This is a genomic window from Trichocoleus sp. Lan (assembly GCF_039961855.1).
GTDB lineage: Bacteria > Cyanobacteriota > Cyanobacteriia > Cyanobacteriales > FACHB-T130 > FACHB-T130.
This window is the reverse complement of the sequence record NZ_JAMPKA010000024.1, coordinates 56,599-70,181: the sequence shown is the minus strand read 5'-3', so window position 1 is coordinate 70,181 and position 13,583 is coordinate 56,599. Positions and strand designations below refer to the sequence as shown.

General features: G+C 47.3%; 11 protein-coding genes. 2 read left to right on the top strand and 9 right to left on the bottom strand.

The window, feature by feature from the left end; all coding sequences use genetic code 11:
• The first annotated feature begins 122 nt into the window (after positions 1-122).
• On the top strand, positions 123-326 hold the full coding sequence (locus NDA03_RS20450) for a hypothetical protein (protein ID WP_190430461.1): 204 nt from the start codon (positions 123-125) through the stop codon (positions 324-326).
• Between the two features lie 174 nt (positions 327-500).
• Entirely contained in the window at positions 501-896 is a 396-nt protein-coding gene (locus NDA03_RS20445) for an SH3 domain-containing protein (protein ID WP_190411659.1), read from the top strand.
• Positions 897-1,046: 150 nt separating this feature from the next.
• Here the strand turns inward: NDA03_RS20445 and NDA03_RS20440 are convergent, their stop codons facing one another.
• The 9 genes from NDA03_RS20440 to NDA03_RS20400 all read right to left on the bottom strand — a co-directional run bounded on the left by NDA03_RS20440 (position 1,047) and on the right by NDA03_RS20400 (position 13,230).
• On the bottom strand, positions 1,047-2,636 hold the full coding sequence (locus NDA03_RS20440; protein ID WP_348238980.1) for a cytochrome P450: 1,590 nt from the start codon (positions 2,634-2,636) through the stop codon (positions 1,047-1,049).
• 298 nt (positions 2,637-2,934) lie between these two features.
• Positions 2,935-3,420 (bottom strand): WbuC family cupin fold metalloprotein, encoded by a 486-nt coding sequence (locus NDA03_RS20435; RefSeq protein WP_348238979.1) that lies wholly within the window; start codon positions 3,418-3,420, stop codon positions 2,935-2,937.
• A gap of 72 nt (positions 3,421-3,492) precedes the next feature.
• A complete protein-coding gene (locus tag NDA03_RS20430) occupies positions 3,493-4,518 on the bottom strand; it encodes a GDP-mannose 4,6-dehydratase (protein WP_348238978.1) in 1,026 nt (341 codons plus the stop codon).
• A 694-nt stretch (positions 4,519-5,212) separates the two neighbouring features.
• On the bottom strand, positions 5,213-5,668 hold the full coding sequence (locus NDA03_RS20425) for a pentapeptide repeat-containing protein (RefSeq protein ID WP_190679280.1): 456 nt from the start codon (positions 5,666-5,668) through the stop codon (positions 5,213-5,215).
• A 272-nt stretch (positions 5,669-5,940) separates the two neighbouring features.
• Positions 5,941-6,777, bottom strand: coding sequence for a Tab2/Atab2 family RNA-binding protein (locus NDA03_RS20420; RefSeq protein WP_348238977.1), 837 nt, complete (start codon positions 6,775-6,777; stop codon positions 5,941-5,943).
• A gap of 160 nt (positions 6,778-6,937) precedes the next feature.
• On the bottom strand, positions 6,938-9,133 hold the full coding sequence (glgP, locus tag NDA03_RS20415) for an alpha-glucan family phosphorylase (RefSeq protein ID WP_348238976.1): 2,196 nt from the start codon (positions 9,131-9,133) through the stop codon (positions 6,938-6,940).
• Positions 9,134-9,463: 330 nt separating this feature from the next.
• Positions 9,464-9,601: a hypothetical protein gene (locus tag NDA03_RS20410; RefSeq protein ID WP_348231998.1), complete on the bottom strand. Its 138-nt coding sequence runs from the start codon at positions 9,599-9,601 to the stop codon at positions 9,464-9,466.
• Between the two features lie 42 nt (positions 9,602-9,643).
• Positions 9,644-12,535 carry a hypothetical protein gene (locus NDA03_RS20405; RefSeq protein WP_348231997.1) on the bottom strand — a complete coding sequence of 964 codons (2,892 nt, stop codon included), beginning with the start codon at positions 12,533-12,535 and terminating at the stop codon, positions 9,644-9,646.
• 62 nt (positions 12,536-12,597) lie between these two features.
• Complete coding sequence (locus NDA03_RS20400; protein WP_348231996.1) at positions 12,598-13,230, bottom strand: hypothetical protein; 633 nt, start codon at positions 13,228-13,230, stop codon at positions 12,598-12,600.
• Between the last annotated feature and the right edge of the window lie 353 nt (positions 13,231-13,583).

The window sequence follows — 13,583 nt, the reverse complement described above, 5'->3', positions numbered from 1 at the left end:
TACATTCTCTTGAAGATGGCGATCGCGCAGGATTGTAAAGAAATATTACAATATTTTTATATGTCCTCAGAATCTCGTTCTGCGGGATTCGCAGCAGTATTACATAAAGTTGCTAGAGAACTATGCCAGCTTCAGCTAGTTTACCCACAATCTCCGTTCAACAAATTGTTGAGCGAATCTTTGTCTTTCGCCAAATTTCTCGTACCGATCAACGTCTATTGATGTCAACATTCCTATCGCAGGAAACCCTAAGTGAAGCAGAACACCTGCTAATTAATCGCGTGTTTGATGCACTGAAGCAGGGATTGCTAAAAGTAGTGGATTAATTAAGAAGAGTTGACTTTTAACTTTATTTATGTCAGCTCGCTTAAAGTAGCAAGCTTGAGGGATTGATAGCCTTTTAACAATTTAAATAAATATCAAAAAATATATTATTTGGAAGTAAGTCAGTTAAGGTGAGACTGAATTTACATCAGTGCAGATGCACTTAATCCATAAAGATGAGCAATTCGAGAAACTCTCTGACAGCGATCGCACTGCTATGTTTCTATACCACTGGCTTGCAGCTAATCGCCCAAACAAAGGCAAATGCAGCTACACCAATTTTACAGGCTCAATCGAGACCTGCACAAAACCAAGGCGTATGTTCATTTATTAATGGAAATAACGTCAATATCCGTAGTCTACCCAATACTCAATCCAATATAGTCGCCAAACTCAATAGAGGCGATACGGTTCGGGCAGTGCGAAAACAGGGTAGCTGGGTTCAAATCTCTGGAAGAGTAACCTCACAACCCGGAGTGACTCCGGAGGTGGTTAAACCTCTGAAGGGTTGGGTACTCAATACTTACATCAATGGATGCTCTGAAGATCAATTCGATCGGTGGCGGACATAAAAAATACCACTTAATTCTCCGTTCCATTGAATTAAGCCAATATTGGGTAGTGCTAAAAAAGTAATGATGCATTAATTTTTTAGCACTACTCCATACACTACTATTCTTTAGCGTTGGCAAAACTTTTCGCTCTACTGGAAATAGTTTAATTCAAACCTTGGATATAGGTTTTTGTTGTGGAAGCGAATTTCTCAATTTAAAGCGCACTGGCATTTTATCAGACGGATAAATTAACAGGTTTTGCTGTAATTGTTCTAGAGAAGAACGACCCTTGACTAACTCCCAGTCGAAGTTGCGGAGCAATAATGCTAGCATCATCGTTCCTTCCAGCATTGATAAATGCTCCCCCAAGCAACGATGAGGTCCTGAGCCAAAGTCTATCATTGGCAGCGAACTATTTTCCTTACTCTTATCTAACCAACGTTCCGGCAGAAATTCCTCTGGATTAGCATAGACTTCTGGATCTCTTCCCGCAGCAAGCATTGACCAAGCTATTCTTGTACCGCGAGGAATCGCTTTACCATCAATGAGGGTGTCGCGTTGAGCCTCCAATGAAGTCGAGCCTGAGGCTACTGAATAAAGGCGCAAGGTCTCCTTAATAATTGCGCTAATATAAGCCAATTCCTTGAGGCTTTCGGTATTTATCAAGCCTTTGCTTTGCCAAACTTGGTCAACGATGTCTCGTGCTTGCTGAAAAACCCTTTGATTGAAGCTCAACTCTCCTACTGCAAAGGATAAAGTATGGGCTGTTGTATCAGTACCAGCGATTAAGAGTTCAACACATTCTGCTATTAATGTGTCGCGATTGTATTTTGGTTCTTTGGCAGCGATTTTGACTAACATTGATTCGGAGAACCAAGAACTTACCTGTGGTAAATCGGTCTTGTTTTGTTCTCTGAATCGTAAAGCTAAGTCTACACGGGGCGTTAAAAATTCCTCTAAATATCGCCTTGCTGCCCAATAATCTTGTGAATTTTTAGAGGGCAAATATTTCATCCATATCTTCTCGCCAGTAGCTTGTCGTAGGAACCGATAGCCTACAACAGACATTGCTTCGTACAGCTTGGAAACTTCCAGGGGTGGCCCTTCAGGACTCGCGATCTTTCTATCCACAGGAATGCCCAGTACGAGACAAGAAATCACTCTCATTGTAAGTTCTACAAACAGAGGATCTACCTGAACTTCTTTTGGTGGTGGTGCTTCCTTCAATGTTGCAATTACTTGTTCGCAAGCTTCGCTAATAATTTCTGCATATTTCGTGAGGCTGCTAGAACTGAATTCGGGATTCCAAGCTTTGCGTCGCCACTGCCACTCAGCTCCAGTTTCTCCTAATAGAATCGGGCCACTGACATCGTTCCAAGCTTTGCGTAATTGCTCTGATCTGATTAAGGTACCATCTTTCATCCCATTGACAATGGTATCTTCGATAACTTTTGCTTTACTTAAAATAACAGCAGGCTGATTGACCTTCCATATAACATACATTGGGCCTAGCTCTTGACTCCAATCAAACATTTGCTGGAATAATTTCTTCTGTTTCACTGCTGCTAATAGTTGAGGAAGATTTCCTAACAGCCAGTGTTGAGGAGGTGAAGGGAGCGATCGCAGCGATTTGTAAGTATTATTTTGTTTCCACCAGCGCCACCCAATTATTCCCGCTATGCTAGTAACGCCTAAGACTGTGGCTAAATATGGAAGTGAGTCGAAATAAGCAATCTCAGTAGTAATGTCTTGAAGCATGAATTTGCCTTTATCCACAAAAAACTACAGATTACCCAGATACTAACTTAACGTGAGTTCGATGGCTAGAGAAGGGCAAAAAGCTTGACAAATATGAAGCGCGAGAAACTGGGCAGGTATCGGCGATCGCGCTCGATTGATTGATTGGAGACTTCCAAGCAATCAATTAATCAACAAAAGCCAAGAATCCATGCTTAAACAATAGCGATCGCTCAAAACAGAGAGTTATAGAGGACAAATAGCACTGTAGTCCTATTAAATCCAAAACCATCACAAGACAGGCGTGGCATGGAGCGAATTATATTGGGCTAACAAAGTAACTATGCCAGGTTTGCACCAGTTTCTCAGCCGCTATCGTTCCTTCCAGAGGGAAACATGAAAGAAATTCTTTATCAGTAGTGGAATCGTAAGGCCCTTCTTTAACTTCAAAAATTACAGTATTTGGTACTAAAGCGATCAGTGTATGATAAGTTCCTTCGAGGAATTCAATACCAGAAGTTGTTCCATCGGCACTAATCTGTTCTTGGTGAATAATTGCGCCTTGATCGTTAAATAAAAGCATTCCTACGGATCCCTGCAAAATCAGGCACAGCTCGAATCCATTGTGACCGATTGCCCGTTTATGGCGATGGGGACGCACATAAGTCCCTGGATGCAGACAAATAAGCGATCGCTGAACTTTTTCTTCTAAGGTGTGGAAGTTGTAGCTTTGTCGTAAGCGATCGCTACTGGATGCCTGTTGAGCAACTGTATCTATTAAATTTTGGTCGAGACGTTTAAACATTTTTCTCCAAGGAAGTTTCTGACCAGACTTAGAAGTCTGGTCAGAAGGTAGGGTAAAAATACTTCCGATCAACTAGACACTTAATACTACTGAAGATGGAATATTGCCCACCATTGAAGGTGATAAATACTCCAGATACCACTCAATTGTTTCAGCTAGTCCTTTATCAAAAGAATATCGGGGACTCCACCCAAGCATTTTTTGCGCCTTTTCTGCCGATACCTGCTGGTGCCAAATTTCCCCGTGGCTTTGATTCATAATTACCGGCTCTATGTGTTCGCAATTCATCAGTTGCTGGAGCTTTTGCACGACTTCTAGCACCGTCCAACTACCACCCATTGCGAAGTTGAAAGCCTCTCCATGAACTTCTGGACGAGCTAGCCCTTCAAACATTGCCATATAGGCATAGGCTGCATCTTTGACATATAAAAAGTCCCGCATAAAATTACCTTTATCGGGCATACGAACCAGAGGACTTTCATTACTCAGTAGCCGTCGGATCGTATTTGGGATCAGTCGGCTCCAGTTTAAATCTCCACCGCCGTAAATATTACCAAATCGCCCTACAGCCACAGGCAACCCGTAGCTGTGATAGTAGCTTCTAGCAATTAGGTCAGCGCAGCTTTTAGAGACATCGTAAGGATGTCTGCCCAGCGTTGGCATATCTTCTGTATAGGGTAAGACGGGACTATCACCGTAGGCTTTGTCACTCGATGCCACGATTACCCGCCGCACCAAATCTGAACGGACGCGACAGGCTTCCAAAATGTTGTATGTGCCACGAATATTTATCTCAAATGCCAGTCGAGGTTTCTCAAACGCCAAACCTTCTACCGACACTGCTGCTAAGTGAAACACCGTATCAATGCCGCGATCGCCAATTACCTTTTCAAGTAAATCGTAATCCTCGATTGACCCAACAACATTGTTGACACGATGAACGATTCCACTACGCACAAAATGACTGTCTGGGTTCCAGTCAGCCAGTATCGTCGTCACCGTCGCGCCCTGCTCTAATAAGCACTCAGTCAACCAAGAACCCATAAAACCGGAAGCTCCGGTTACTAACACTCGACGATCGCGCAGAATATCACTCACTGATGCACCTAAATAAAAACTAACTCGGCACTAATATATAGTTTGTACATCTATCCAAAGTGTGATGCATACTACTTTTCCCCGAGAGAATTAGTTTTTTATGGATTTTGCGATCGCCCTGATGAGCGCACTGATGAGATGAGCCATCGGCGAACCAAAACTCTAACCAGAGATTGCAGAATCTCTTTAAAGTTGTTTGAAATCTTAGTCTTGGAAGGCTTCGGAGTTTCCATCTTCCCCTCAAAACAGCCAAAAGCCGCTCTAAGTCATCCCACCATCAATCAGGTTACACAAGTAAAAAATGCAATCCTGACCCTGCTGCTGGCGCTGTTCATATAAGCTTGAGCCTTTGCACAAAACCAAGGCGTCTGTTCATTTATTAACGCTAATAATCTCAATATCCAAAAAAGTTCCAGCACTAAATCACAAGCGATCGCTAAACTCAATAGAAGCGCTCGTGTCCAGGCGGTGCGAAGACAAGGTAACTGGGTTTAAATCTCTCAAAGAGTAACATCACAACCTGGAGCGACACCGGAGGTGGTTAAACCTCTCAAGGGTTGGGTACTCAAATACTGATATTAATAGATACTCAGAAGATAAATTTAATTGATGGCGAAAATAGGGAAGCCGCTCGTTTTAAATCTATTAGACTTCCCTGATTCTCCGTAAAATCCTAAGCGCTAATTAGCGCCATTTAGTCCCAACGAGGAATATCGGCATCTTCCCCGCCAATACCGATTCCGGTGTTAAATATTTCAGCATCGGTAAGAGTCAGGTCATCCATTGATGCCCCATACACATTAGCGTCATAAATTTTAGCGTTCGTAAAATTTACGGCGTTGAGATTGGCTTCCTGAAAATTGGCATTCGTTACAAAAGCTGATGTTAAATTAGCTGCTGTCAAGTTTGCCTTCGTCAGATCGGCACCTTCGAGGTTCGCATTCGTCAGGTTAGCGCCTTGCAAATTGGCTTCTCTCAAGTCCGCACCAATCAAATGTGCGCCACTGAGATCGGCTCCTGATAAATCGCAGCGAACACATTCCCTCGTTGACAATAGCTGTTTTACGTGTAGCGGATTCTCCGCTTTCACTGGCATAGTTAAAAATAGTGGAGCGAGTAATGTTAGTGTCGCGAATAGCTTGAGTTTCATAATACTCCCCCTTTATCAAAAAGGTTGTTCCGTTTTCTTCCTCACACCTTTATTATCTCACTAAGATTCTGTGGTAGACATTGATTGATGCCACATATAACTTGTGATAGAGAACATAGGATTTAATCACTCGTTAGCAGGATTGCGATAGTGCTTAATTGGGATAAGATGCGATGAATTTCTACCGCTCTTGCATCTTCAATCTGGGTTGAGCTTACTGATTGCGATCGCATCAATCTGCTTTTAATCTATCTTTGGGTAGAGAAAGAACCTCAATCCTCTCCTCGCAGCAGCCAAAAGCCGCTATAAGTTATCCCCGACTCATCTGGTTGCACCAGCAAAAAGTGCAATCCCCGACTCTGCTGCTGGCGCTGTTGATAAGCTTGAGCTGCCGCCGTGACTTCTTTATCCTCAAAAGTAGCAACAATCCAGCGGTCAACCAATCCCGCTTCTAATACCAACCCATCCGGCGCACCCGCAATGTAATTGAGAGACACGGGACGCGCCTCTTGTAGCCAACGCGCCAAACGCATCGATTGCCGCCCACCGTAAATTACCACACCGGGGACTGGCACCGTAGACGCTAAACCCAGATTGATCGGCAAGAGAAATTCTGGCATCTCCAGAATCGGAATTGGACGTTCTGCAAAAGCTTCCACCACAGCAACCGCAGGAAGTGTGGCAAATCGCCATTGTTCTCCCCAAAGGTTTTCTGGCAATGGGACTGGCGGCGGTTTGTCAAGAGATGGGAGTTCGCCAGTGTAAGTATAGTTATCGAGATTGGGGTATTGTTGCGCCTTTTCTTGCAAATATTCCTTCAGCGCCCCAGTGCGCCGAGTCGCTTCCACCTGAATACCCAGTTGTTGCGCCGCTGCCTGAATCAAACTCAACGACTGGGGACGAAATACTTGGATGAGATTCGGCAGATTTCCACCCGCTGCCTTCTGTAACTGAGAAACCAACCAACTAGCATTCGCTTCAGATTGAGGACAAAAAGCGTCATAACGAAAGCTGCGTGTAGCGTCGCAAAGCAACAACTCCCACAACACCTGCCCTTTTTCATCTTTGAGAGGACGCCGATAAAAATCAGCTTGCCAAACCCGATTCATCTTGCACTGTCTTCCTTTGCGTCCTGGACTTCGCCCCGCTTCGCTAGAGCATCTTTGCTGTTCAAAAAAAAGCAGGTGGGCACTGCCCACCCTACTTTTAGCTCAAAATCGAGTAAATTCATACCGATGTAGGGGCAAATGACGCGCCCCTACAAATTTGCTACGCCAGCGCGCTTGCCAAAATTGGTTCAGTACCTACTGAAGTTCCCGGCGCGTACACCTGAGTCACGTAGTCCGCAATCATCCGGTCAGTGTTGAATAGCGGCGAATTTGTCTTAATCGACGCCTTCATCATCTGAATCCAGCGATGAGGAATTCCATTCTCATCTTGGTCATAGTAGAGAGGAACGATTTCCTCTTCTAGTAGGTGGTAGAGAGATTCTGAATCAATCCGGTCTTGCAACTCCTGGTCGCTGGTGTGGGCATCTTCACCGATTGCCCAACCATTGCTTCCCTTGCCATCTTGCCCTTCTTGATAGCCTTCGCACCACCAGCCATCGAGGACGCTGCAATTAATGCCGCCGTTGAAGCAGACTTTTTGCCCACTTGTCCCGGAGGCTTCTAGAGGGCGACGCGGGTTGTTCAACCAGACATCAACACCTTGCACCAAATGTTGACCCGTGTAGATGTCGTAATCTTCAACTAAAGCAACTCGGTTGAGAATATCGGGGTGCTTGCACCAATCCATCAACCGCTGGATAATCCGCTTGCCTTCTTCGTCGTGGGGATGGGCTTTACCGGCAAAGACAATTTGCACGGGGCGTTGGGAATTTCCAAATATCCTCAAGGCGCGTTCGGCTTCCCGCAGCAGCAAGTCACCCCGCTTGTAAGGGCTGAAGCGTCGTGCAAATCCAATCGTCAGCACCTTGGGGTCTAGTAGCTGGTCGGCGGCATCAATGCGGAATTGCTCTTCACCGCGACTAATTCGTGCCAATTTCACCTTAGAACGGGTATGAGCAATGAGGCACTCTTTGAGAACTTGGTGCCGCCACCAGATTTCCTCGTCAGGAATTCCGTCCACCTTTGCCCACATCTGTTTGTTAGCCATGCGGGTTGACCAATCTTCACCCAGGTACTGGGAATAAAGGTCGCCCATTAAGGGTGCTGTCCAGGTACGCGCATGAACGCCATTGGTAATGTGACCAATGGGCACTTTCTCTTCGCTACGGTCGGGATAGAGAATGTTCCACATCTTGCGGGAAACCTGACCGTGCAGTTCGCTGACGCCGTTGGCAGTGCGACACATACGCAAAGCCAAGACGGTCATGCCGAAGGGTTCCCAAGGGTCGCCCAGTCGGCGTGCCCCTAAAGAGAGGAACTGTTCGCGCGACAAGCCCAATGTAGGCCAGTAGTGGGCGAAGTAGGAATCCATCAGGTCTGAGGAGAAGACATCGTGACCTGCGGGAACGGGGGTGTGGGTGGTGAAAACGCAGCGATCGCGCACCAATCCCTCGATATCATAGAAAGACTTGCTGGTACGCTGAATTTCTTGTCGCGCAATCTCTAGGGTGCAGAATGCTGCGTGACCTTCGTTCAGATGGCACACCGACGGAGTAATCCCCAGTGCTGTCAGCGCCCGAACGCCGCCAATTCCCAGCACGACTTCTTGGGCGATGCGGGTTTCTTGGTTGCCGCCGTACAGGTGCCCTGTCAGCCAGCGGTCAATGGGATCGTTGTCGTGTCGGTCGGTATCTAGTAGGTAAAGATTGACGCGACCGACTCGCGCCAGCCAAATTTGGGCTTTGACAATCCGTTGCCGGATTTCCATCTCAATGGTGATGGGTTCCCCTTGCTGGTTTTTGAGCAACTCCAGGGGCATCTGGTCAAAGGGATTGTTAACGTAGTTTTCTTCCTGCCAACCGCCACTATTCAACCGTTGACGGAAATAACCTTGGCGATAACAAAGTCCTACAGCGACCATCGGCACGCCTAAATCAGAGGCGGACTTCAGGTGATCTCCGGCTAAAATTCCCAAACCGCCGGAGTAGATAGGGAGGGATTCGTGGATGCCAAATTCCGCACAAAAATAGGCGACGGGTCGCTGTGGGGAAATTTGCGGCGCGACGCGAGACGCCCAAGCATTTTTTTCGCCCATGTACCTGTCAAATTGCTCGACAAGTGCATTCACCCGTTTGATGTAAGCTGGGTCTTGAGCGAGCTGGGTGAGTCGCACTAAAGAAGCTGATTCCAGAATGGCGACAGCGTTATGTCCGCAGCGGTGCCATTCATCAGGATTAATGTTCTGAAATAGAGAAGTGCGATCGCTCGTCCAACTCCACCAATAGTTATATGCCAGGTCTGCCAATCGCTTGAGAGGAAACGGTAGCTTCGCACGCAGCGTTTCAATTGTTGTCATAAATTCCGTTGCACTACACTTGACAGGCTTGCTCTTGACGTTCGTCTGGATAGGGAGCGTGTTATCTTCTACGGGTTGTTTGGCTTTTAGCTAAAAAAAGTAGAGGCGCTAAGAGCCAGAAAACCTCCGGCTATCCAGCCCGACTTATAGCTTTACAGGATTTCCTATATAAACTGTGTTTTTTTACACTCTTTACATTTTTCACCCAAAAATTAGTCAAGTAATCTAAGGAAGATTATGGTTTTGTTAAGTTTTATCAGACAACGCCCAAACCGTGCCTAATCTAAACAGTGCCTTCCGCGACTTTCTCAACCCCAGACTCAGCAATTCTCATTTTGACGAATAGCTAGCCAAACCCCGGAAATGCAGATACTGTATGGACGTATCAGCAAACGATGTAGGCGATCGCACCGTTTGAGATTTAGGCGCGATCGCCCGTAATATGCAGGCGATCGAGAGGTTGATCATGTGCTGAGCCGGTCAGCAAGGGAATGGTTACAGACTGAAAACTTATGGAACGGGAGTCAGGATAAAGTCGCACTCGTTGGGTGTACAGGTGTTGTAGGCACCGTTTCCAGCAACGTTCAAGGCATTGCCGCCATGTTTCAAACCTTGAGATGCTGAGCCAGCGATCACAGCAGCAATGAGTTGGTGAGATCTGCCACTTCTGATCATGATTCGATAAGTGTTCGATTTACCAGCAAGGGGCACAATCATAAACTCACAGCGATACTTAAGATTACAGTCTGCTGCGGTGGTATTCATTTTCAAGGGGTGACCCAAGTGACTTACGCCCTCGTGGGAACCCCATGCCGCGATCGATCCCTTTTGTCCTTTGGCATTCACCATTTCGAGCGAATAGGTGCTTTCTCTCTGATTCCAATCCGCAATCGGATTGATCGTAAAGATACACTCCTCCTTACAATCTTCAGCCTTACCCATAAACACTTGCAAGGGATTCCCTCCACTGACTAAGCCACCATTTGCCCCCCATGCAGCAATCAATCCTTTTTCGCCCTTGGAATTGGCAACCTCAATCCGATAGCGACCTTTGAGGGGTGGCACAGCGGCAGGCGGTGGCCCATAAACTTCAAATTCGTTGATTGCTACCTCAGCCGTCTTGCCCGGTTTGGGTTTTAGCTCTAGCGTGTCCGCTTTGACTCCCGGCGGGAGACTAATGACCAAAATCCGGCGATCGTCGGCAATGTAGGAGGCAGCATCCCAAAGTGGAATTGCTGGAATTGCATCTTTGCCGTTGAGATAAACATGCAGTTCTAGCTGTTGGACATTCTGTCGCGCCTCTTTTGTTAACCGATTCCAGAGAATCAGGGTGCGAATCTCCTGCGGTTTCTTGTAAGACAGCCGCCACCATTCGTTTGCCCCTTTATTAGTGATGGCAAGACCTTCAGCGTCCGGCAGCAGAACGGCATCACCATCGATTCCTCTCCAGGCAGCATACTTATCATATTGACTGGACATGGAAGTAGAACCCCCAGTCAAGTAAGCAGATCCAAACCGCACCAGCTTGTTGGGCTTGAGAAATTCTTCACTCAGATCCTCCAAGTCGGCGTAGTAGCTTGCCTGAGGGGTAGACGGTGCGACTGCCACAGATGCAGCATCAGGCACCAAGGGGTTGGGGTCTTTCTGGTTGCCCTCACCCTCAGCCAGTTTGTCACCATCCGTATCCGCAGAGTTCGGATCGGTTTGTTTTGCCATTTCGGTTTTGTCGTTCCAGCCGTCGTTATCGGCATCCGCCAGCGAAGGAGCCGAAAAGACTTGGGCTTTATTGGCAGTGCCCAGTTGCCAGCCAGTCCGGGCTTCATCAAAGTCGGTGATGCCGTCACCATCAAAGTCCTTGGGATCTTTACAGCCTGCTGCGGCGGTGCAGTCTTTCAGGTCATCCACTGTTTTGTAGCGCACTTCATCATTGCGAGGCAAGCCATCTTTGTCTCGGTCTTCGATGAACGCCAGCAGCACGGTGTCGCCCGCTCGCAGTACGGTCGCTTCAAATTTGCCTTCCGGCGCGATCTCCACCTGCTCACTACGATTGTTCTTCGGAAACCTGCCGCCCCAATGCATACCTTGCGCCTCATCTGTTTTCAGCAAATCGCTAGCAGGACAGTCCTTGCTGCCCCGGATTTTGCAGAGGGCGATCAACCGATCGCCATCGGTCGCGTATTTCAGCTTCAGGATTTTCATCACTTCGGCAAAGGTGTTCCCTTTCTCTCTATCTACCGCGACATAATAAGCCCTGGTATAGCCCCTACCGTAGTCGATGTTGATTTGAACTGTCTTCTTCTGCACCGCCGTGATTCTGTTAGCAAAGCTCCTTTGTAATGCGGCTTCTGTACCATCGCTAGGGAGATTGAGTTCCGGACGAATCACCTCAAAGTAAAGGCTTTCCGGTGCCGCCAGCAAGTCTTCGATCAGGGCAATGTTTTCGATTTTGGCAGACACCTGGACATTCATTTTTTCGCCGGGTGCCAGGTCACGCTTGAAGCTTCCTGTCGCTGTCGGAGGAGCCAACGTCGCCACATCCTTAAACTGGTTCGCGCCGCTGCCGGTGCGCCGACGGGCTGCTACCCGAAAATCACCAACGCCAATCTGCGCTGTCCCCTCATTCTTGATCTCCACTGAAATGGCAATGCTGCCACCCTTAATTACGGCATTCTGCGAAGCCGTTTTTTCCTGCACATCTTCATATTTATCGCGGCTTTCTTTGATATCCGTGTTGGCGTAGCTGTTTTCCCAGGTATGGCTATAGCCGACCGAAGCCTCAACCCCAAAGTCCAGAGGGCTAAAGGATGCAGTCGTCGAAGCCGAGATTTGGTTCGTGTAGGTGCTGGTGTTCGTTTTTTCTGAAGTCGATGCCGACTCCCGCCCCAAGCTCACAGTGTTTTTGGTGTCGGTAGCACTGCCTTTCTCCGCCAGGTCATAGGTGATCACAGTCTCGCCAATGATGCCATAGCTCAAAAACGGTAGATTCGCAACCAGCTTCTCATCTTCCGGTTCATCTTTATCAGGATCGCCATCACCATCTGAGTCCGCAGTTGGGTCGGCGGCAGCGGTGGCAGTGGTGGGGGCAGTGGGCTGAGTTGTGCCGCCACTCACAGCAGTTATACTGCCGCTTGCAGCAGCCTTACCAACACTCGCAGAAAGCTGTTGAGCAGCATCCTTACAGTCATCCTCCTCTAAATCTTTCTTCTTCCACATTTTGTATAATGTCTGAAGCAGATCGCTGTCAGCCGTCGGGTAATTACCAACTTCACAGTTGTTGCCAAGTTTCAGTCCGAGCGATTTGTCAGCAGTGACAAGAATGGGTGAAGTGATGCCAACTACCAGCGCACTTAGCCATAAGGCACTCATCCGAGTCATCGATGGCTTAGACTTGTTACGTTTCATAGCCTGAAATCTCCAAGAATTCTATGGGTGACAGAGGGACTGATCCGGTCAATAGAAGAGCGTTAGAACGTCTTAGGTGCTTTAGAAAAATCCGTAACTCCGGTTTTGACGTTTGCCCACCAGCGCACTTTCAGCGAGGTGTTGTCCACGTCGATCGGCTCAATCACCATATAGAAAAACTTGCCATCCTTCTCCTGCGTCTCTTGCCGAATCACTAACAGCCCGGTGTAGCAACCAGACTCTTTATCACCCACTAAGATCGATTTCGTCGTGGTATAGGTGAGCTTGCTGATATCATTGATTTCTGCGATCGACTGAAACCCCTTATAGCCCGCTTTACCCGCACCACAAGCCGACGGTTGCACCAGATTCGCGAAGTAGGTTTCAGGAAATTCAGGGTCTTGGTAGGAACCGTAAAAATAGCCTGTTGCCCCTACCCGTGCCACCGAATATTGCAGAACGCCGCTGCGGGCAGAGTCATCCAACGTGGCAGTGCCCCAGATCAGCCCATCTTGCGCCCCCAAAATGTCCATGTCGGACTTCGCTGCCGGACTTGGCGTTGCCTGACTAACCAGTTGGGCTGAAGCAGACAATATGCCGTCTTTGAAATAAACAATGCTGCCACCAATAGCGATTAACCCTAAGACTGCCGTGGTAGCAGCCACTTTCCATGTCGCCAACTTAAATCGATTCATAGGGAATTCATCCTTACCTGAAGTAAAAAAGTCAGGGCTTAAGCAACTGTCACCCGCGATCGCGGGTGAACATCATGAAATTTCTCATGATTCTACTACCTAAACACTAGAATTTACTTATAAAGAAAATGTAAAGATTAATACCATAACTGCTCCTTGAAATACCAACGATAAAGTTCGCAACTTGGCAACACATCATTCCCTCTGACAGCAATTCTCATTTTGACGAATAGCTAGCCAAACCCCTGAAATGCATATACTGTATTGACATCTGGAAGACCCAAGAAAGTCAGAGTCGTTGAAACAGCCAGGGTCGTTTGACATGGTGGTAGGTTACATTCGCTAAGTGATGG